Raw genomic sequence first — 20,757 nt, 5'->3', positions numbered from 1 at the left:
GGAGAAGGAAATGCGCTACCTCCTCACCCGTTCCGCCTTAGGATCATACATCGGCTTCAGCGACGCTTCCGCCGCAAATCGCTCTCCCGCGATCTCGACCTCGTATGATGAGCCCAGCACATCCGCCTCGCTCTCGCCCTGGCACGGCACATAGCCAAGCCCGATCGCGCCGCCGAGGTGGTGGCCGTAATTGCCTGATGTGATCGGGCCGACAATCCGGCCGTCGCGCAGGATGGCCTCGTTGTGGAAGAGAAGGGGCTGAGGGTCCTTGAGACGGAACTGTACCAGCCGGCGTGACAGGCCGGCCTCCTTCTTCCTGAGCACCGCGTCGCGACCGATGAACCCGGCCTTGCTCGTCTTCACCGCAAAGCCCAGGCCCGCCTCCAACACATTGTCCTCGTCGGTGATGTCGTGGCCGAAATGGCGGAAGGCCTTTTCGATGCGGCAGGAATCGAGCGTATGCAGGCCGCAAAGCTTCAGGCCGACATCGGCGCCGGCTTCGGCGATCGCCTCGAAGACATGGGCCGCCTGCTCGGTCGAGACGTAGAGTTCCCAGCCGAGCTCGCCGACATAGGTGACGCGGTGGGCGCGGGCCAGCCCCATGCCGATCTCGATCTCCTGGAACGTGCCGAATGGATTGGCCTCGTTGGAAAAATCGTTCGGGCTGACCTTCTGGATCAGTTTTCGCGCCTCCGGACCCATGACGCAGATCACCGCTTCGGCGGCGGTGACGTCGGTGATAACGACGAACTCGTCGGCGACATGCTTGCGCACCCAGGCAAGATCGCGCTGCAGCGTGGCGCCCGGCACGACGAGGAAATAGGCGGTTTCCGAAAGCCGCGTCACGGTGAGGTCGCTCTCGATGCCGCCGCGCTGGTTGAGCATCTGCGTGTAGACGATCTTGCCCGGCGCAACGTCCATGTCGTTGGCGCAGAGCCGTTGCAGGAAGGCACAGGCATCGCGGCCTTCGACCCGGATCTTGCCGAAGGAGGTCATGTCGAACAGGCCGACGCCGTTGCGGACGGCAAGGTGCTCGTCGCGCTGGTTGTCGAACCAGTTCTGCCGCTTCCAGGAATAGCGGTATTCGCGCTCCTGGCCGTCACGCGCGAACCAGTTGGCGCGCTCCCAGCCGGCGACCTCGCCAAAGACGGCGCCGCGCGCCCTGAGATGCTCGTGCAAAGGCGAGCGGCGCACGCCGCGCGAGGTCGCCATCTGGCGATAGGGAAAATGGTCGGCATAGAGCAGGCCGAGCGTTTCGGAGACGCGCTCCTTGAGATAGCGGCGGTTCTTCTGGAACGGCTGGGCGCGGCGGATATCGACTTCCCACAGGTCGAAGGGCGCCTCGCCGTCGTTGATCCACTGCGCCAGCGCCATGCCGGCGCCGCCGGACGAGACGATGCCGATCGAATTGTAGCCGGTCGCCATCCAGTAGCCGGAAAGCTCGGGCGCTTCGCCGAGATAGTAGCGGTCGTCGGGCGTGAAGCTCTCCGGGCCGTTGAAGAAGGTATGGATGCCGGCGGTGCCCAGCATCGGCATGCGGTTGACGCCCATCTCGAGAATCGGCTCGAAATGGTCCATGTCCTCGGGCAACTGGTCGAAGCAGAAATCCTCGCGGATTCCCTCCATGCCCCACGGCTTCGCCACCGGCTCGAAGGCGCCGAGCATCATCTTGCCGGCGTCCTCCTTGTAGTAGGCGCATTCGTCCGGTACGCGCAGCACCGGCAGGCGGGAGAGGCCCGGGATCGGCTCGGTGACCAGATAGAAATGCTCGCAGGCGTGCAGGGGGATGGTGACGCCGTTCTGCCGCCCAAGCTCGCGCGCCCACATGCCGGCGCAGTTGACGACGATGTCGGTCTCGATCGTGCCTTGTTCGTCGCCCTGCGTCCAGGAGACGCCGGAGACGCGACCGTTCTTGGTGTGGACCTTGGTGACCTTGACGTTCTCGATGATCGCGGCACCGCGCTGGCGCGCGCCCTTGGCCAGGGCCATTGCGATGTTGGCGGGATCGCACTGGCCGTCGAGTGGCAGATGCACCGCGCCGACCACATCCGAGACGTTGAGATGCGGGTACATCTCCTTGACCTCGCGCGGCGAAATCTCGCGCACGTCGACGTCGAAGGCGCGGGCGAGCGATGCCTGCCGATAGATCTCGTGCTTGCGCTCCTCGGTCAGCGCCACGGTGATCGAGCCGACCTGGCGCATGCCGGTGCCGACGTCGGTCTCGGCCTCCAGCTTGACGTAGAGGTCGGCCGAGTATTTCGCCAGCCGCGTCATGTTCTGCGAGCCGCGCAACTGGCCGATCAAGCCGGCCGCGTGCCAGGTGGTGCCTGAGGTGAGTTGCTTGCGTTCGAGCAGCACGATGTCGGTCCAGCCGAGCTTCGCCAGGTGATAGGCGACCGAGCAGCCGGAGACCCCGCCGCCGATGATGACGGCGCGGGCTTTGGTCGGGATGGTCCTGGTCATGCGGCCTCGCGGCGATAGTTGGAAGCGAAGCGGCGCACGCGAAGCGCTGCTTCCTTCAGGATGGGTTCGGGCTGGCAGAGGCTGATGCGGATGTGCCCGGCGGCGGCCTCGCCGAAGCTCGACCCGGGCATGACCCCGACCTTTTCCTTATCGAGCAGGGCCCAGGCGAATTTCTCGTCATCCGGCTCGACGGCCGAGATGTCGAGCATGACATACATGCCGCCGTCGGAGCCGCGCACGGTGACTTCATTGGTGCCGCGTATGGCGTCAAGAAAGACGGCGCGTCGCGCGGCGTAACGCTCGGCGATGTCCTTCACGCCGTAGTGGTTCTCCAGCGCCTCGGCACAGGCGATCGAGATGAAGGCCGGCAGGCCGTAGGTCGTGACCAGATTGAGGTCGATCATCAGCGCGATCATCGCTTTCGGCCCGGTCAGCCAGCCCATGCGCCAGCCGGTCATGCCGTGGCTTTTCGACATCGAGTTGATCACCAGCGTGCGCTCGGCCATGCCGGGCAACGAACGCGGCGAGATATGCTCGCCGCCGCCAAGCGTCCAGTAGACCTCGTCCGAGAGCAGCCAGAGATCGTGCTCCTTGCAGATTTCGGCCAGTTTTTCGAGCCGTTCGCGCGAATAGACGGCGCCCGTGGGGTTGTTCGGCGTGTTGATCAGGATGGCGCGCGTGTTGGGCTGGAGCGCGGCGCGGATCATGTCCGCGCGTGGCTGAAAGCCGTCCTCGGACGGCGTCTCGATCACGGTGAAGCTGGCGCCCGCGGCGCTGAAGGTGTTGGGGTAGGTGGCGTAATACGGCGCGACGACGATGGCATGGTCGCCCGGGTCGAGCACGCCCTGTACGGCTGCATAGAGCGCTCCCTGGCCACCGGCCGTGGCGATCACCTCGTCGGGTTCAGTCGGGATGCCGCCGCAGGCAGTGGAGGCCGCCGCCATCGCCTTGCGCAAGCGCGGCAGGCCCGGGAGCGGTGTATAGTGATGGTTGCTCTCGCGCACGGCGGCCACGCAGGCCTCGATCGTCTCCGACGGCGTGTCGAAGTCGTGATCGCCGACCGAGAGAACGATGATGTCCTCGCCGGCCTGCTTGCGGGTCCAGGCAGCGAAGTGGACTTCCCAGCCATCCTTGCCCGAAGGCACGATGGCGGTGATGCGCTTGGATGGTCTTGGCATCAGGCTCTCAACCTCTCATTCTTCGGATCCCACAGCGGCTCGTCCTTCTGGACGACGGCCTTGAAGCGATCGCCAAAAATTTCGACCTCGACCGCTGTGCCCGGCTCGGTGAGGTCGGCGCGCAGCATGCCAAGCGCGATCGACTTTCCGACGCGATGGCCCCAGCCGCCGGACGTCGTCTCGCCGACGATCCTGCCGTCGTGCCAGAGCGTGGACATATAGGGCGCGTCGCAGTCGCCGGGGTTTTCGACCACCAGCGTGACGAAGCGCTTCTTCACGCCCTGCTGCTTCTCATTGAGCAAAGCAGCCTTGCCGCGGAAATCGGGCTTGTCCCATTTGACGAAGCGCTCCAGCCCGCCCTGCAGGATCGAATAGTCGGTCGAAAGATCGCCCTTCCAAGTGCGGTAGCCTTTTTCGAGACGAAGCGAATCCAGCGCATACATGCCGAAAGGCTTCAGACCGTGCTTCTGGCCGGCGGCCCAGACGGCGTCGAAGACCGCCAGCGTATCGGCAACCCTGGTGTGGATTTCCCAGCCGAGTTCTCCGGCGAAGGAGACACGCACCAGCTTCGCCCAACGTCCGGCGATGGTCGTTTCCTGATGCGTCAGCCAGGGTAGCGTCAAATCGGCCTCGCAGACTTCGGCCAGGATTTTGCGCGAATTCGGTCCGGCGAGGATTTGGGTCGAGTATTCTTCGGTCCGGTCGGTCAGCGTAAAGGCAGCATCGGCCGGCATGCGCGACTTCAGCCATTCGAAATCGTGCCATTGCGCCACCGCCGCGGTGATCAGCGTCATCTGGTCCTCGCCATCGCGAGCCACCGACATTTCGGTGACGATGCGGCCCTTGTCGTCCGAGAAATAGACGAGGCCGATGCGGCCGGGCTTCGGCACGAGGCCGGTGACCTGGAGCGACAGCCAGTCGGCCGCGCCCGGGCCTTCGAGGTTGAAGCGCGAGAAGCCGGGCAAATCAAGGATGCCGGCGGCGTCGCGCACGGCAAGGCATTCCTCGCGCACACGCTGCTGCCAAGGCCCGTCGCGGCGGAAGGTCAGCGTCGCTTCCTCGGAGGTATCGTCGCTGGGCTTCGCATACCAGGTGGCGCGCTCCCAGCCATTATAGGCGTCGAACTGGCCGCCCAGCGCCTTGATGCGCTCATGCAGCGGCGACAGCTTGCGGTTGCGCCCCTCCGGCCAGGTATGGCGCGGGAACTGGATGGCGTATTCGTTGCCGTAGATCTCCATGCCCTTGGCGACGCAATAATCGGGCGCTGAGGCGAAGCTGGTGAAACGGCGCGGGTCGCAGGACCACATGTCCCATTCGGTCTGGCCCTCCGTCACCCATTCGGCCAGCACCTTGCCGGCACCACCGCCCTGGGCAATGCCGAAGGTGAAGACGCAGGCCTCGAAGGCGTTCGGCACGCCGGGCATCGGCCCGATCAGTGGGTTGCCGTCCGGCGCGTAAGGGATCGGCCCGTTGATCACCTTGGAAAGGCCGGCGGTGCCGAGGATCGGCACGCGGGCGACCGCGTCGGCCAGGTAATGCTCGAGACGGTCGAGGTCGTCGGGGAAAAGCTGGAAGGAAAAATCCTCCGGCATCGGATCGTTGTGGGTCGCCCAATGCGCGCGGCAATTGCGCTCATAAGGGCCGAGATTCATGCCGCTCTTTTCCTGGCGCAGGTAATAGGACGTGTCGACGTCGCGCAGCAGTGGCAGCTTGTGGCCCTGCTCCTTCGTCCAGGCGGCGAGCTCGGGGATCTCCTCGAACAATATGTACTGGTGGCTCATCACCATCATCGGCACGTCTCGGCCGAACATCTTTCCGACTTCGGCGGCGCGGTAGCCGGCGGCGTTGATGACGACCTCGCAGCGGATCTCGCCCTGCGGTGTTTCGACCACCCATTCGCCGTTCTCGCGGCGAACGCCGGTGACCGGGCAGAAGCGGATGATCTTGGCGCCCATGTCGCGCGCGCCCTTGGCGAGTGCCTGCGTCAGCTGCGCCGGGTCGATGTCGCCGTCGCTCGGATCATAGAGCGCGCCCTTCAGATCGTGCGTCTCGATGAAAGGGTAACGGCGCTTGATCTCGTCCAGCCCGACGACGTCGATGTCCATGCCCTGGTAGCGGCCCATGCCCTTGGCGCGCTGGAATTCCTGCATGCGCTCCTTCGTATGGGCGAGCCGGAGCGAGCCGGTGACATGGTAGTTCATCGGATAGTCGACCGCTTCGGCTAGTCCCCGATAAAGCTCGGTCGAGTAGCGCTGCATGTTCATCAGCGACCATGACGAGGAGAAGGTCGGCACGTTGCCGGCGGCATGCCAGGTCGAGCCGGAGGTCAACTCGTTCTTTTCCAGAAGCACGCAGTCGGTCCAACCCGCCTTGCACAGATGATAGAGCGATGAGCAGCCGACGACACCGCCTCCGATGATCACCACGCGCGCCGTGGTCGGCAAACCCGCCATGTTTCTCTCCTCCAATTCAAAGCGCGACATGCCGCGCTTTGCTTACTGTTGATGCATGCCGTCGTCCAAAACCGCTGGGCACTTGGGCGGCATGCAATGTTCAATATACCGGTGGTGAAATCACCCAAATCACGACGGCGGGCTCGGCGCCAGGATTGCGCCAGCGGAACGGCTTGCCCTCGAAGCGGAACGAGTCGCCTTCGTCGAGACGGTGCCAGACGCCGTCGATCTCGATCTCGAACGTGCCCGACGCGACATAGCCCGCTTCTTCCGTCGGACGGCGCGCTTCCGTCTTCAGCTCCGCGCCCGGCGCGAAGACAGAGCGAAGCATCTCGAAGCTACCGCCGAGGTCGGGCGACAGAAGCTCTTCCACAAGGCCGGATTCACTTGTGCCAAGCGAACGGCGGCTGCCGGCGCGTACGATCACGCCGCGTTCCTGCTCGACAGGCACATCATGGCTGAAGAACAGGCTGATCGGAACATCGAAGAGGCTGGCGAATGCCCTGAGGTCGCCGAGCGAGGGGATAGAAAGACCACGCTCGACCTGACTGACCCAACCGACCGAACGGTCTAGCTTAAGCGCAATTTCAGCGAGCGTGAGGCCGCGCGCCTTGCGGAGCGCACGGATGTCGCCGGCCAACAGCCGGTCGCCGTTATCCTGCTCCGATTTGGTCGCGGTCGCGGTCAAAGGCTGCTCGTGAAAAAATCCTGATAAATTTCATGAAGCGGTAAAATCATGAAAAAATCAAGGGGATTTTCATAGGCCACAAGATTTGCTTGCGCGTTTTCGGCCGTTGATGCAAAGGCTCGCGCACGAGCGGCGAGTGGGGCGCCCGGTCGGGGACCAGTTTAGCTTAGAGTCTGCGGATGGTCGTCAGGAAAACCGTGTTTGCGGTTTCCGGCCATGCGCAAAAGGACGGCCCATGCTTGAGAAGAACATCCGGATCGCATCGGAAGCGTCAATCGTCGACGAGGCGATCACCTCGCGCCGGTCGGTGCGCGCTTTCCTGCCCGATATGGTTGACGACGAGACGATCCGTGCGATTCTGGCGGTCGCCGCGCGTGCGCCGTCCGGCACCAACATGCAGCCCTGGCGCGTCTATGTGACCAAGGGCGAGGTCAAGCAGCGCATCAGCGACGCCATCCTCAATTCCGGCATTCGCGCCGAAAAGGCGGAGTGGGACGAATATCGTTATTATCCCGACCAGTTCTTCGAGCCGTACCTGACCCGTCGACGCGCCAACGGCTTTGGGCTTTACGGCGCGCTGGGCATCGGCCGGCGCGAGGTCGACAAGATGCGGGCGCAGCACGACCGCAACTTCATCTTCTTCGACGCGCCGGTCGGCATGATCTTCACGATCGACCGGAGGCTGAACCAGGGCTCCTGGATCGACTACGGCATGTTCCTGCAGAACATCATGGTCGCGGCGCGGGGCCGGGGCTTGCATACCTGTCCCCAGGCTGCCTTCGCGCCCTATCACCGGCAGATCCGGCCGGTGCTCGATATTCCCGACGAGGAGGTCGTCGTCTGCGGAATGGCGCTCGGCTATGAGGACACGTCGAAGCCGGAGAACGAGTTCCGCACCGACCGCGCGCCGCTCGAGGACTGGGTGACGTTCGCGGAATAGTATCGGCGCGGGGCCGCGGTCCGGCTGTCAGTCGGTGCTCATATGCGCACCGTGTCCGCTGACATGCGCGCCGTCCAGCGGCGTCAGCCTGAGATAGGCCGACAGCGCGCAAAGCGTGATCAGGCCTTCGATGACGAACAGGATGCGATAGTCATTGACGCTGGCCTTGCCGCTGCCGGCAAGCAGCGAGAGCAGCGCCGACGCGAGGCCGACGCTGATCGCCACCGCAAGCTGCCACAGGATGTAATAGAGCGCGCTGAAGCGGGCGAGCTGCTCCGGCGCGATGTCCGAATAGGAAAGATTGCCGGTCGAGGCCCATTGCACCGAGCGGAAGACGCCGAAGGTGAAGATGTAGGCCAAAACGATCCAGGCCGGCAGGCTTTCCTGCATCAGCGCGAAGCCTGCGACCAGCAGTGCGACGATCGGCGTGTTGGTGACCAGCACGCGCTTGAAGCCGAAACGGTTCAAAAGGCGCGGCATGAAGAAGCGCATCAGCAATGACCCGATCGCGGCGACGAAAGTCAGCGATCCTGCTTGCACCGCGCTCATGCCGAAGCCGAGCTGGAACATCAGCGGCAGAAGGAAAACCACGGAGCTCAGGCCGATCGTGTCGAGGCCACCGCCGGTGAGGAAGGAGATGCGGAAAGTGCGGATGCGCAGCAGGTTGAGGTCGAGCAGCGGATTGCGGGCGCGCAGGCAATAGAAGGCGGCGACCGTCAGGATGACCATCGCCAGGCCGAGCTCGATGCCGATGAGGCTGCTTGCGGCATCCTTGGCGGCAAGCGAGTCCATGCCGAAGACCAGCAGCCCCATGCCGCTGCCGACGAGCAGGAAGCCCGGAAGGTCGAAAGGCGTGCGCACCGGCTTGGTCGTCGTCGGAAACAGCGAGGCAGCCAGAAGCGCCGCGGTCAGCGCGATCGGAATGTTGATGTAGAAGATCCAGCGCCAGGACACGTAAGTGGTCAGCGCGCCGCCGGCGAGCGGTCCGACCAGCGGCCCTGACTGTCCGGCGAGCGAAATATACATGTTGATCTTCAGCGTACGGTCGCGCGGGAAGCTCGACAGGATGACGACCTGGCCGAGCGTGCCCATCAGCGCGCCGCCGCACCCCTGCAAGGCGCGCGAGCCGATCAGCATCCAGATATTTTCCGAAAGGCCGCACAGCGCCGAGGCGCTGGCGAAGACGAGCAGGGCGAAGCAATAGACGTTGCGCAGGCCGAAGCGGTCGGCCAGCCATCCGCCGACCGGCATGGTGACGATGAGGCTCGCGACATAAACGGTGATCAAAAGGCCAAGCTGGCTTGGCGGGCGGTCTAGGCTCTCGCCGATGCCGGGCAGCGCGGTGACCACGACGTTCTGGTCCAGGCTCGTCATGAACACGCCACAAGCGACGGTTGCCGGCAACAGCATCGACGGCCCCCCCGCCGGAGCAAAGCGGGTCGTGGCCATCGCCGAAGTCTCAACAGTCATGGAAGGGTATGGTCGAACTGGTTGCCTGAACGGACGTTCGCTTTGGCAAACGCCCGTGATTCCTTACCTATCGCGCCTGCTGGCTCAACGCTCAAGCAGCAGTTGTAGCCGTCGATAATGCCAGATAGCGCCTGGACCAATGCTGAGCCAGCAACGCCGAGCCTATTGCACCTCGTAGCCGACTTCCTCGCTGGCGTAGCACAAGGCCTTCCAGAACGACCGCGCGAAAGAGCGGAAGACGTAGATGTCGAACTGGTCGGCGCCTGTGCGCTGGATCTGGGCGAAGATGTCGTGGTGATTGGTCGAACGGCCAGCGCCGAGCGGGAAGGCGGGCAAGGCGAAGTCGATGGCGAAGAACTTCGCCATCACCCACTCGGCCTTCGGGCCGGCGATGCGGATCGTGGTGCGGCCATGCGAGAGATCGGTGAGCGTGCCGATGGCCGGCGTCATGGCGTCGGCGAAGGCCTGAGCAAGCCCCTCTGCCTCGTCGAGCACGGTGAACTTCCCCGGCGCGAAGCCGAAAGCGGCGCTGCCGCCGCTGCTCACGCCGCCGCCGGCGCCGTCGGGCAGAGCGAGACCAGTGACCTTGCGGATAATCTCGATCAGCCGGCTCTCTTCGCCCGGCCATGCGGCGAGCTGCAGGATCGAGCCTGGCCGGGTTTCGGACAGGATGACATCGACGCCATGTTCGAAATTGCCATGCGAACCAGGATGATAATCCGGCTCGAGCGGCGATTGGCGTTCGGGCAAATGCTGCTCAGCCATGCATGCGGCTCCCGTCCGGATCGTAGAAATGGTTGGAGACGATCTCGACCGGCCCGAACCGGTTGCGCAGCGGGTCCGAGACGAAAGCGCGGGTCCCGTGGCGCGCCTCGCCGCCCTTGACCAAAGCCAGCGCGATATGTTTGCCCAGCGCCGGCGAATAGCAGCAGGCGGTGATGTGACCGAGCGAGGCGTGCGGATTGGCCTCGTCCAGTTCCTCGACAATATGTCCGCCGCCGTTGAGCGGCCGGTTGTCGAGGGCGATAAGCCCGACCAGCTCGAGCCGGTCAGGGGCGATAAGGCCTTCGCGGTCCATCATGGCCGAGCCGATAAAGGGCTTCTTCTTCGACAGCATCCAGTCGAGATGGAGGTCGCGCGCCGTGGTGCGGCCATCGATCTCGGCGCCGGTGACATGGCCCTTCTCGATGCGCATGGTGCCGAGCGCCTCAAGCCCGTAGGTGACAAGGCCGAAGGGCTTGCCGGCCTCGATCAGGGCTTCCCAGACGCGGGTGCCGTAGCCGGCGCCGGAATAGACCTCGAAGGCCATCTCGCCGGAGAAGGACAGCCGGCAGATCATCACCGGGACGCCTGCAATCTGGCCATGGACGATGCCCATGAAGGGCAGGGTGGCGTTGTCGACGGCGGTGCCGGTGACGCAGGAAGCGAGGATGGCCCGCGCGTTCGGCCCGCCGATCGCAGCACCCGCCCATTCGTCGGTGACCGAGGTGACCGTGACCTTCAGCTCCGGCCAGATAACGTCGAGGAAATATTCCAGATGCTGCATCACCTTGCCGGCATTGGCGGTGGTGGTGGTCATCAGGAATTCCTGCTCGCCGAGCCGCCAGGTGGTGCCGTCGTCGAAGGCAAGCCCGTCCTCGCGCAGCATCAGGCCGTAGCGCGCCTTGCCGACCGCGAGCGTCGAAAACATGTTGGTGTAGACGCGGTCGAGGAACTCGGCCGCATCGGGCCCCTGCACCGCGATCTTGCCCAGCGTCGAGACGTCGACGATGCCGGCGCTCTCGCGGGTTGCCCTGGCCTCACGGACATAGGCCTGCTCGACCGTCTCGCCTGGAAGGCCGTAGATCATCGGGCGATACCACAGGCCGGCCGAATACATTCTCGCGCCGTTGGTGATGTGCCAGTCATGCATCGGCGTCAGCCGCTCGGGCTTGAGGTCGCCGAAGCGTTCGGCCGCAAGCGAGCCGATCGACACGGCCGTATAGGGCGGGCGAAAGCGCGTCGTGCCGACTTCGGGGATGGGCTTGCCCAGGGCCTCGGCCATGATGGCGAGGCCCGGCACATTGGAGTTCTTGCCCTGGTCCGTCGCCATGCCGAGCGTGGTGTAGCGCTTCAGATGCTCGACCGAGATAAAGCCTTCGCGATGCGCCAGCCGCACGTCCTCAGCGGTGACATCGTGCTGGAAGTCGACGAAACTCTTGCCCTTGGCCTTGATCTCGAAGACCGGGGCCGGATCGGGATCGCCCGGAGCCGCCTCGACGACGGGCAGGGGAGCGGATGATGCTGCACCTCCGGCCGCCTGAAGGCCGGCCGCGCGGCCTTCGGCAATGGCTTCGGCAGTCGAGAAACTGCCGGTGAAAGCGCCGGCGCCGGTCCAGCGTTGCGTCGGCTTGGGTGGCAGGAAGGCTTGTCTCGCCGGATCCCACTCGGCCTTCGCGCCGGCCTGGCTGGCGAGATGGATGGTCGGCGACCAGCCGCCCGACATCAGAAGGCTGTCGGCATGGATGCTGCGTTCGTCGCCGCTCAGCACACCGCTCGTGGCGTCGAAGCGCTGCACCTTGAGGCCGGTGAGGGCCTTGCCGCCTTCGGTGGCAATGACGGCGTGACCGGCAAGCAGCTCGGCCTCCGCATCGCTCGCCAGCCGGCGCATCTCGTTCGAGACGTCGCCACGGACATCGACGATGGCAACCACCGCGGCGCCGGCCTTCTTCAAGGCGACGGCGGAGCGGTAGGCGCTGTCGTTGTTGGTGAAGAGCGCGATGCGCTGTCCCGGCAGCACGCCGTATTCGTTGGCATAGCGTTCGGCCGCATGCGCCAGCATGACGCCGGGACGATCGTTGCCCGGGAACACCAGCGGCCGCTCGAAGGAGCCGGTGGCGAGCACCACCGTGCCCGCGCGGATCGCCCAATAGCGCTGGCGCGGCTCGCCCTTGGCGGCCACTTCCTTGTGGTCGGTCACGCGCTCGAGGGCGGCCAGCGTGTTGCCGTCATAATAGCCCCACACCGTCGTGCGCGGCAAAAGCCGCACATTGTCGTTGCCTGCGAGCTGCGCAGCCAGACGCTGGGCCCAGTCGGCGGCTGGCATGCCGTCGATGGTTTCGCCCGACCAGTTGGCGGAGCCGCCAAGGTTGGCTTCGAGGTCCGCGAGAATGACGCGGGCGCCCTGGTCGGCCGCGGCCTTCGCCGCCATCAGGCCGGCCGGACCGGAGCCGACGACCAGCACGTCGCAAAATGCGTTCATGCGCTCGTAGCGAGCCGGGTCGGGAGCCGTGCCGGCCTTGCCGAGGCCGGCGGCGCGGCGGATGAAATGCTCGCAGAACATCCAGAAGCGCGTGCCCTTCAGCGGACCGATCACCGGCCCCATGAAGGTCTTGTAATAGAAGCCGGCCGACAGGATCTTGCCGCCGAGCTGGTTGATGGCGCCGATGTCCCAGGCGAGCGAAGGCGTGCGGTTCTGGCTGACGGCGACGAGCCCGTCATAGATCTCGACCATGGTGGCCGGGATGTTCGGCTCACGCACCTCGCCGCGCAGCACCGTCACCAGCGCGTTCGGCTCCTCGACGCCGGCTGCGAGCAGGCCGCGCGGGCGATGGTACTTGAAGGAGCGGCCGAACAGCGTCACGCCGTTGGCAAGCAGCGCCGAGGCCAACGTGTCGCCGGCATAGCCGGTGTAGGGCGCGCCGTCGAAGGTGAAGCGGATGGTGCGCAGCCGGTCGATCCGGCCGCCGGTCTCGGCGCGGCGGGGGCTCACGAGCGGCCCTCCGCCCTGCTGTCGGTGGATTTGTGGCCGCCACGCGCGAATTCGGTGCTCAGGATCTCATGCGTGATGGTGTTGCGCACGACCCTCAGATGCGCGCGGCAACCGCCGGAATGCTGCCAGATCTCATTGTGATCACCGGCCGGATTCAGCCGGTCGTAGACATAGGCATTCCAGGCGTCGAGGTTCTGCGAGGCGGGCTGCGGCCGCTCGCGGTTGCCGTCGCCCTGGTAGGTGAATTCGATAACGTCGCGCGGCCCGCAATAGGGACAGGTGATCAGCATTTTCTTGTATCTTCTTGTTCAACCATGATCTTTTCCAAAAGCCGGTTCCCACGTTTTGGGATCATGGTTCCCTAATGCAGCCGCGGATTCGCGCCTTGGCCTTTGTCGTCGATGATGAGGCCACGATAGAAACGGTCGAGGGTGAAGGGCGCGTTGAACTCGTGCGGCTCGTCCTTGGCAATGGTGTAGGCAAAGCACCAGCCCGAGGCGGGCGTCGCCTTGAAGCCGCCGTAGCACCAGCCGCAATTGAGATACATGCCCGGCAGGGGACCGGTGGTGATGATAGGCGAGCCGTCCATCGTCATGTCGCACAGCCCGCCCCAGGAGCGCAGCATACGCACACGGGCCAGGCCGGGGAACAGCGCCAGCATCTCGCTCATCACCTCGTCGACGACTGGCAGGCTGCCGCGCTGGGCGTAGCTGTTGTAGCCGTCAAGGTCGCCGCCATAGACGAGGCCGCCCTTGTCGGACTGCGAGATGTAGAAATGGCCCATGCCGAAGGTGAGAACGGTGTCGACGATGGGTTTCAGCGATTCCGAGACGAAGGCCTGCAGCACATGGCTTTCGATCGGCATATGCGAAATGCCGGCAAGCTGCATGACTTGACCGGTGCTGCCGGCAACCGCAAGCGCCACCTTCTTGGCGCGGATCTCGCCGCGCGTCGTCGAAACGCCGGTGATGCGCCCGCCATCGCGCAGGAAGCCGGTCACCTCGCAATTCTCGACGATGTCGACGCCGCGCCGGTCGGCGCCGCGCGCATAGCCCCAGGCGACCGCGTCGTGCCGGGCGGTGCCGGCGCGCGGCTGCATCAGCCCGCCAAGCACCGGGAAGCGCGCCGAACCCGAGACATCCAGCGCCGGCACAAGCCGCTTTATTCGGTCGACGCTCCACAGTTCGGCATCGACCCCGAGATGGCGCATGGCGTTGCCGCGCCGCGCATAATCGTCGAGTTGGGCAGGGGTGTGCGCGAGGTTCAGGCAGCCGCGCTGCGAGAACATGACGTTGTAGTTGAGGTCGTGCGAGAGGTTTTCCCACAGCTTCATCGAATGCTCGTAGAAGCGCGTGTTCTGCGGCAAGAGATAGTTGGAACGCACCGCCGTGGTGTTGCGGCCGACATTGCCGGAGCCGAGCCAGCCCTTTTCCAGCACCGCGACATTGGTGATGCCGTGTTCCTTGGCAAGGTAATAGGCGGTCGAAAGACCGTGGCCGCCGCCGCCGATGACGATCACGTCATAGGAAGCCTTGGGGTCCGGCTTGCGCCAGGCGGGCTTCCAATCCTTATTGCCGGTCAGCGCGTTCTTGAGCAGCGAAAAGGCTGAATATTCCGCCATTCTTTCCATCGTCCTTTTGATGCGAGGCGGCAGACTATAGAGCAGGCGGGAAGCGCAAAGCCAAGATTGCGCCATCGCTTTTCGCCAGGCCGACTCCCGCCGATGCGGTCGGGACGGCTTGCCGCCCGATATGCCGGTCTTTATCAAAGGCGGAAATTCCGAGGTTTTTCGGCCGCGAGTCGCCAACACAGTCATGTTCTTCCGCCTGCTGCGCCTGATCCTGATCGTCATCGTCGCTGCCTTCGGGCAGCCGGCGCTCGAGGCGTCGGCGCAGGCGATCGGCCATGGTTCCTCGCAGCTCATCGGCGATCAGACCAAGGTCATCCAGGATCTGACGACCAAGACAGACGGCCTGGAAAAGAGATTGAGCGACCCCGACCAGGACGATGCAGGGCTGGTCGATATCCGGCTGCAGTTGGAGGATATTTCGCGCGCGGCGCTGAACAGCGCGCTGGCATTCCGGCAGCGCCTCAACGACATCAACAACCGCATCCAAGTGCTCGGCGCGCCGCCGGCGGAGGGACAGCCTCCCGAGCCGGAGGTCGTCAGCAACGAGCGCAGCGCGCTTGCCACCGAGAAAGCCGAGATCAACGCCGTCGTCGCCGGCGCGCAAAACCTGTCGATCCGCGTCAACGGGCTGGTCGACAAGATCGCCGCTATGCGCAGCGAGATTTTTCGCAGCGTCATCACCAAGCACTATGACCTGACCGAGGCGCTGAGCCCGCAGGCCTTTTCCGACGCGCATGACCAGTTCTCGGGCCTCTACAAAGCAGTGTCGTCGTGGGCGAGCTTCGCCGTCAGGTTCAAATTCCAGGCGATCCTCGCGGCGACGCTCATGGCGCTGGCGCTGGCGGCCGTCCTGCTGATCGGCGGCAGGCGCCTGTTCGGCCGCATATTCGAGGCGGACCCGACTGTCGAGGATCCTTCCTATCTCAGCCGACTGTCGGTGGCTTTCTGGTCGACGCTGCTGCCGACGCTAGCGCTCGGCGTCTTCTTCGCCTCGGCCGTGTTCTTCTTCAACTATTACAATGTGCTGCGTGGCGATATAGGCACGTTCCTCAATGCCTTGCTGACGGTGATCGGCATGGTGTTCTGCGTCAACCGGCTGACCAACGCGGCGCTCGAGCCGCGCCTGCCCAATTGGCGCCTGATCCCGGTCGAGACCGGTCCGGCACGCTGGCTGGTCGGCTTGACGACCGCCATGGCGCTGGTGCTCGGCTTCAATTACTTCCTGGCGGTCGTCAACGAGAAGATGGGTTCGCCGCTGTCGCTGACGATCGCCAGGGGCTTTGTCGCCACCATTATCGTCGGCGTCATCCTGATTCTGATGGGACTGCTGCGGCCTTTCAGGGCGGCTGACGGCTCATGGCGCCCCTGGCCGGCATGGCTTCGCTTCCTTGCCATCGGGCTCGGCCTGTTTACCATTGCGGCGGCGCTGCTCGGCTATATCGGCCTGGCGCTTTTCGTCTCGTTCCAGGTCGTAGTGACCGGCACGGTGCTGGTGACGGCCTATATCGGCTTCCTCTCGGCTCGCGCAATCGGCGAGGAGGGCGGCTTCGCCGATACTTCGGTCGGGCGATGGCTTTCGGAAAACTCGAGCTACGAGGATACCGCCCTCGACCAGCTCGGCCTGGTCGTCAGCATCGCCACCAATCTGATGATCGTGGTGGTGTTCCTGCCGCTGATCCTGTTGATGTGGGGCTTCCAGCCCGGCGACATCGAGGCCTGGGCCTATAAGCTCGCGACCGGGGTCACGATCGGTTCGGTGACCATCTCCTTCCTCGGCATCCTCAGCGGCATCGTCGTCTTCGTCATCGGCTATTTCCTGACGCGCTGGTTCCAGGGCTGGCTGGACGGTTCGGTGATGGCGCGCGGCAAGGTCGATGCCGGCGTGCGCAACTCGATCCGGTTGGGTGTCGGCTATGCCGGTGTGGCGGTCGCGGCACTGGTCGGCATCTCGGCCGCTGGCATCGATCTTTCCAATCTGGCGCTGGTCGCCGGCGCGCTGTCGCTGGGTATCGGCTTCGGCCTGCAGAACGTCGTGTCGAATTTCGTCTCGGGCCTCATCCTGCTTGCCGAGCGGCCGTTCAAGGTCGGCGACTGGATCGTCGCGGGTGACGTCAGCGGTACGGTGCGCAAGATCAGCGTGCGCGCGACCGAGATAGAGACCTTCCAGCGCCAGTCGGTGATCCTGCCCAACTCGAACCTCATCAACAATGCGGTCGGCAACTGGACGCATCGCAACAAGCTCGGGCGCATCGACATCAAGGTCGGCGTCGCCTATGGCAGCGACGTCAAGCGCGTCCATGCCATCCTGACGGACATTGCGCGCGCCCATCCGATGGTGCTGAAGAATCCTGAGCCATTCGTCCTCTTCGCCAATTTCGGTTCGGCCGCGCTCGAATTCGAGATCCGGGTGTTCGTCGCCGACATCATGAATGGCAGCGTCGTTCAGAACGAGATCCGCTTCGCCATCTTCGATATCTTCGAGGAGGAGCAGATCGAGATACCATCGACGCCGCGCGCTGTGGTCGAGAGCAAGAAGCACGAAGCCTGGCCGATCGACGACGACAAGATCGAAGCCGAATTCGCCGAACGCCAGAGGCTGGAAGCGGAAGCCGCGGCCGAGCGGGAGCGGCTGGCCAAGATGAAGCGGAGAGGCCGCAAGCCCGACCCGAGCTGAGATGCATCGATATTCGGGGTGAGGCCGGTCTGCAAATGACGGCACGCCGCGGCCACCCGAAACCGATTGTGGCATGAATGCGGCATTCAGTTGCGGTTCAGGTAACATCTCATATAAGCTTCGATGCAAAGGGCGAGAATGCCTTGCAAATTCGAACAGAGGCGGTGTGCAAAACACCGAAAATGCAATGTGGAAGTCTGTCGTTACCGCCATCGCTTTCTTGGCCCTGGGCGGTTCGGCTTTCGCCGCCAGCGCGATCAACAGGGACGCTCAGACGCGGACCCTGGTCGTGACCGAAGGCGGCGCCAAGAGCGAGCTGACGCTTGCCGCCGGCGAGACGGTGGAGTTCTGCTCGAACGGCTGCTTCGTCACCCTGCCCAATGGTGACCTCGAAGCCCTGACCGGCTCGGAAACGGTCGAAATTTCGGGCGGGGCGGCCCGCATCAAGTAACTCTTGCCGCGGATTGGCCCCGCAAGATTGGCAAAGGCCGGACCGATGTCCGGCCTTTTATCGTTTCGGGTAGCCGGCGCTTAACGATGATGCCCGAAAAACCGGTATGACTACGCGTTGCAACCGGACGTTTAACGTTCGCTGCGTCATCCCCGGCTATATCTGACCCCCGAGGACGCCGGCACACGGCGTGGGTTGAATTGGCGCGTGATCCTTCCGAGATCGGAGTTTCGGGATCCCGCTCGATCGGGGCAGGACAATGGACGCGAGGTCGGACAGGAACGCAATCCCGCTTGCGGTCGATCTCGACGGCACGCTGATTGCGACCGACCTTCTGTGGGAAGGACTGTTCATCCTCCTCAAGAAAAACCCGCTCTATGTCTTTCTTCTGCCGCTCTGGCTGACCGGCGGACCTGCCCGGCTGAAGCAGGAAATCGCCCGGCGCGCCGACATTGACCCGGCCTCGCTGCCCTACCGCCAGGATCTGCTCGGCCGGTTGCGCGCCGAGCACCGGGAGGGACGCAAGATCGTGCTGGCGACGGGAACGCCGCGCAAATTCGCGGAGGCGATCGCGGCGCATCTCGGCATTTTCGATCTTGTGCTGGCGAGCGACGGGCCGCACAACATGACCTCCGGCAGGAAATGCGCGGCCCTGGTCGCCGCCTATGGCGATGGGGGCTTCGACTACGCCGGCAACAGCCGTCATGACCTCAAGGTCTTCGACGCCGCGCGCAACGCACTGGTCGTGGCGCCCGACCGCAGCGCCCGACGCTGGCGGGCGGCGCATCAGGCCGAAGCCATGCCCGCGCCCAAGCCGACGCTCAGGACCTACATCAAGATGCTGCGCATGCATCAGTGGCTGAAGAACGCGCTGATCGCCGTGCCGATGGTGCTCTCGCACGAATATTTTAATCCCAACATGATCTGGGAATGTCTGCTGGCGTTCGTCTCCTTCAGCGCCGTGGCGTCCGCGATCTATATCCTCAACGATTTCTTCGACCTCGCGCTCGACCGCAAGCATCCGACCAAGCGCAACCGGCCTTTCGCCAGCGGCGCATTGTCGATCCCGTTCGGCCTCGGCGCGATTGCCGTGCTGCTCGCGATCGGTATTGCGGCCAGCCTCTTCCTGCCGATCGAATTCCTTGGCGTGCTTGCCGGCTACTTGGTCGTCACCACCGCCTATTCGCTGTCGTTCAAGCGCATGCTTCTGGTCGATGTGCTGACGCTTGCCGGTCTCTACACGATCCGCGTGCTGGCGGGGGCGGCCGCCACCGGCGTGGACGTGTCCTTCTGGCTGCTGGCCTTCTCGATCTTCTTCTTCCTGTCGCTGGCGCTGGTGAAGCGCTTCGTCGAATTGCGGACCACGGCCATCCCGCCGGGCGAGCGTATCGCCGGTCGCGGCTATCGGACCGAGGACCAGGAGATCGTCGCCCAGGCCGGCATGGCGTCGGCCTTCTCCTCGGCGCTGGTGCTCGCGCTCTATATGGACAGCCCTGCGGTGCGCGAGCTCTACCCGCATCCCTGGCTGATATGGCCGCTGGCGCCGATCGTCCTCTACCTGACGATGCGCGTCTGGATCTTGGCCCGGCGCGACGAGATGCATGACGATCCGGTCGTCTTCATCATCCGCGACTGGCGCAGCCAGATCGTCGTCGCCATCGGCGCGGTCTTCCTCCTCGCCGGAGGCTGGTGATGGGGCAGGAGCGCTTCGGCAGCTTCGGACTGGCGACCCCGCCGGCGCGCAAGGCGATCCCGGGGGACGAGGCGATCGCGATTCTGAAGAACGGCAAGGCCAGTCCGGGATCATTGCTCGGCTACGGCAATGGCCGCTCCTATGGCGACAGTTGCCAGAACGATGCCGGCATGGTGGTCGACATGCGGCCGCTCAACCGTATTCGTTCCTTCAACGCCGAGACCGGTGTGCTCGAAGCCGATGCCGGCACGCTGCTTTGCGACATCATCGCTTGTGCCGCGCCCTACGGCTTCTTTCCGGCCGTGGTTCCAGGTACGCAGTTCGTGACGCTGGGCGGCGCGATCGCCAACGACGTCCACGGCAAGAACCATCATCGGCGCGGCACCTTCGGCTGCCATGTCGAGGCTTTGACGCTGCTTCGGTCCGACGGCCGGACCTATCGCTGCTCGGTGACCGACAATGTCCGCTTGTTCGGGGCGACGATCGGCGGCATGGGGCTGACCGGGCTGATCCTTTCAGCGTCCATCAGGCTGTTGCGGGTGCCGTCGCTCGACATCATGGAAAGGGCGACGCGGTTTCGCGATCTCGGCGAATTCTTCGATCTTGCCGAGGTGGCGGACCAAGCCAACGAATATGCCGTCGCCTGGGTCGACCAGCTTGCCGGCAGCCATGGCCGCGGGCGAGGGCTTTTGTTCACCGGCAATCATGCCGAACACGGCTCGCACGCCGCCGCGAATGCAGGCGGCCGACTTTCCGTGCCGGTGCAGCCGCCGTTCAATGTGCTGAATCGGGCCTTCCTCACGGCCTTCAACGCGGCCTACCGCTGGAAAAAGGGCAAGTCTCCTGTTCCGCGTCGGGCAGGCTATCAAGGGTTCTTCTTTCCGCTCGACGGCGTGCGCGACTGGAACCGGCTCTACGGGCCGCGCGGGCTTTTCCAGCACCAGAGCGTGGTGCCGGAGGTCAATGCCCGCCGCGTCGTGCCAGCGCTGCTCGAGGCGGCGCGACGGGCAGGGCAGGGATCGTTCCTGACGGTGCTCAAGCGCTTCGGCGGTGGCCGCTCGCCGGCGCTGCTGTCCTTCCCACGGCCCGGCTACACGCTGACGCTCGATTTCCCCAACCAGAGCGAAAGGACGTTGCGGCTGCTCGCCGAGCTCGACCGCATCACGGTCGAGGCGGGCGGGGCGGTGAACCCCTACAAGGACGCCCGGATGGGGCCTGAGACATTCGCCGCGTCCTTCCCGCAATGGCAGCGGCTGGAGGCGCTTCGCGACCCGGCTTTCATGTCGAGCTTCTGGGCGCGCACCGCCAAGAGACTGGAGATCGGACAAGGAAGAGCTGAAGCTGCGGAATAGATAAAAATCGAGTA

General features: G+C 64.6%; 14 protein-coding genes. 5 read left to right on the top strand and 9 right to left on the bottom strand.

The features are described 5' to 3' along the window. Positions 1–15: 15 nt before the first annotated feature. From FJW06_RS06545 to FJW06_RS06530, 4 genes are all read right to left on the bottom strand, one after another. Positions 16–2,463: an FAD-dependent oxidoreductase gene (locus FJW06_RS06545; RefSeq protein ID WP_140749649.1), complete on the bottom strand. Its 2,448-nt coding sequence runs from the start codon at positions 2,461–2,463 to the stop codon at positions 16–18. Beyond that, entirely contained in the window at positions 2,460–3,641 is a 1,182-nt protein-coding gene (locus FJW06_RS06540; protein ID WP_140749646.1) for a pyridoxal phosphate-dependent aminotransferase, read from the bottom strand. The genes FJW06_RS06545 and FJW06_RS06540 overlap by 4 nt, the downstream gene beginning before the upstream one ends. Then, positions 3,641–6,094 (bottom strand): FAD-dependent oxidoreductase, encoded by a 2,454-nt coding sequence (locus FJW06_RS06535; protein WP_140749643.1) that lies wholly within the window; start codon positions 6,092–6,094, stop codon positions 3,641–3,643. Before FJW06_RS06535 ends, FJW06_RS06540 begins: the two co-directional genes overlap by 1 nt. 100 nt (positions 6,095–6,194) lie before the next feature. Beyond that, positions 6,195–6,782 carry an XRE family transcriptional regulator gene (locus tag FJW06_RS06530; protein WP_246674545.1) on the bottom strand — a complete coding sequence of 196 codons (588 nt, stop codon included), beginning with the start codon at positions 6,780–6,782 and terminating at the stop codon, positions 6,195–6,197. Between the two features lie 235 nt (positions 6,783–7,017). On the opposite strand from FJW06_RS06530, the gene FJW06_RS06525 reads away from it, so the two are divergent. After that, positions 7,018–7,722: a nitroreductase gene (locus FJW06_RS06525; protein ID WP_140749640.1), complete on the top strand. Its 705-nt coding sequence runs from the start codon at positions 7,018–7,020 to the stop codon at positions 7,720–7,722. 27 nt (positions 7,723–7,749) lie between these two features. On the opposite strand, the gene FJW06_RS06520 is transcribed toward FJW06_RS06525, so the two are convergent. The 5 genes from FJW06_RS06520 to FJW06_RS06500 form a co-directional block, all read right to left on the bottom strand. After that, positions 7,750–9,171, bottom strand: a complete 1,422-nt coding sequence (locus FJW06_RS06520) for an MFS transporter (RefSeq protein WP_246674544.1) — start codon at positions 9,169–9,171, stop codon at positions 7,750–7,752. 183 nt (positions 9,172–9,354) lie between these two features. Further along, positions 9,355–9,942, bottom strand: a complete 588-nt coding sequence (locus tag FJW06_RS06515) for a sarcosine oxidase subunit gamma (RefSeq protein ID WP_140749890.1) — start codon at positions 9,940–9,942, stop codon at positions 9,355–9,357. A gap of 7 nt (positions 9,943–9,949) precedes the next feature. Then, positions 9,950–12,943, bottom strand: a complete 2,994-nt coding sequence (locus tag FJW06_RS06510) for a sarcosine oxidase subunit alpha (protein WP_140749634.1) — start codon at positions 12,941–12,943, stop codon at positions 9,950–9,952. After that, positions 12,940–13,233 carry a sarcosine oxidase subunit delta gene (locus FJW06_RS06505; protein ID WP_140749631.1) on the bottom strand — a complete coding sequence of 98 codons (294 nt, stop codon included), beginning with the start codon at positions 13,231–13,233 and terminating at the stop codon, positions 12,940–12,942. The genes FJW06_RS06510 and FJW06_RS06505 overlap by 4 nt, the downstream gene beginning before the upstream one ends. A gap of 71 nt (positions 13,234–13,304) precedes the next feature. Continuing rightward, complete coding sequence (locus FJW06_RS06500; RefSeq protein ID WP_140749628.1) at positions 13,305–14,564, bottom strand: sarcosine oxidase subunit beta; 1,260 nt, start codon at positions 14,562–14,564, stop codon at positions 13,305–13,307. Positions 14,565–14,757: 193 nt separating this feature from the next. Here FJW06_RS06500 and FJW06_RS06495 point away from each other — a divergent pair, with 193 nt between their 5' ends. From FJW06_RS06495 to FJW06_RS06480, 4 genes are all read left to right on the top strand, one after another. Continuing rightward, entirely contained in the window at positions 14,758–17,247 is a 2,490-nt protein-coding gene (locus FJW06_RS06495) for a mechanosensitive ion channel family protein (RefSeq protein WP_140749626.1), read from the top strand. Between the two features lie 187 nt (positions 17,248–17,434). Further along, complete coding sequence (locus FJW06_RS06490) at positions 17,435–17,698, top strand: hypothetical protein (protein WP_140749623.1); 264 nt, start codon at positions 17,435–17,437, stop codon at positions 17,696–17,698. 259 nt (positions 17,699–17,957) lie between these two features. Beyond that, complete coding sequence (locus FJW06_RS06485) at positions 17,958–19,391, top strand: UbiA family prenyltransferase (protein ID WP_140749620.1); 1,434 nt, start codon at positions 17,958–17,960, stop codon at positions 19,389–19,391. Beyond that, a complete protein-coding gene (locus tag FJW06_RS06480; protein ID WP_140749617.1) occupies positions 19,391–20,743 on the top strand; it encodes an FAD-binding oxidoreductase in 1,353 nt (450 codons plus the stop codon). The genes FJW06_RS06485 and FJW06_RS06480 overlap by 1 nt, the downstream gene beginning before the upstream one ends. Positions 20,744–20,757 lie beyond the last annotated feature (14 nt).

Source organism: Mesorhizobium sp. B4-1-3 (genome assembly GCF_006439355.1).
Classification (GTDB): domain Bacteria; phylum Pseudomonadota; class Alphaproteobacteria; order Rhizobiales; family Rhizobiaceae; genus Mesorhizobium.
The sequence above is the reverse complement of the archived record's forward strand: the minus strand, read 5'-3'. Positions and strand labels throughout refer to the sequence as shown.

Excerpts from the sequence above, each read along its gene's own strand:
- FJW06_RS06545 (WP_140749649.1), bottom strand. The coding sequence starts at position 2,463 with ATGACCAGGACCATCCCGACCAAAGCCCGCGCCGTCATCATCGGCGGC.
- FJW06_RS06540 (WP_140749646.1), bottom strand. The coding sequence starts at position 3,641 with ATGCCAAGACCATCCAAGCGCATCACCGCCATCGTGCCTTCGGGCAAG.
- FJW06_RS06535 (WP_140749643.1), bottom strand. The coding sequence starts at position 6,094 with ATGGCGGGTTTGCCGACCACGGCGCGCGTGGTGATCATCGGAGGCGGT.
- FJW06_RS06525 (WP_140749640.1), top strand. The coding sequence starts at position 7,018 with ATGCTTGAGAAGAACATCCGGATCGCATCGGAAGCGTCAATCGTCGAC.
- FJW06_RS06520 (WP_246674544.1), bottom strand. The coding sequence starts at position 9,171 with ATGGCCACGACCCGCTTTGCTCCGGCGGGGGGGCCGTCGATGCTGTTG.
- FJW06_RS06505 (WP_140749631.1), bottom strand. The coding sequence starts at position 13,233 with ATGCTGATCACCTGTCCCTATTGCGGGCCGCGCGACGTTATCGAATTC.
- FJW06_RS06500 (WP_140749628.1), bottom strand. The coding sequence starts at position 14,564 with ATGGCGGAATATTCAGCCTTTTCGCTGCTCAAGAACGCGCTGACCGGC.
- FJW06_RS06495 (WP_140749626.1), top strand. The coding sequence starts at position 14,758 with ATGTTCTTCCGCCTGCTGCGCCTGATCCTGATCGTCATCGTCGCTGCC.
- FJW06_RS06490 (WP_140749623.1), top strand. The coding sequence starts at position 17,435 with ATGTGGAAGTCTGTCGTTACCGCCATCGCTTTCTTGGCCCTGGGCGGT.
- FJW06_RS06485 (WP_140749620.1), top strand. The coding sequence starts at position 17,958 with ATGGACGCGAGGTCGGACAGGAACGCAATCCCGCTTGCGGTCGATCTC.
- FJW06_RS06480 (WP_140749617.1), top strand. The coding sequence starts at position 19,391 with ATGGGGCAGGAGCGCTTCGGCAGCTTCGGACTGGCGACCCCGCCGGCG.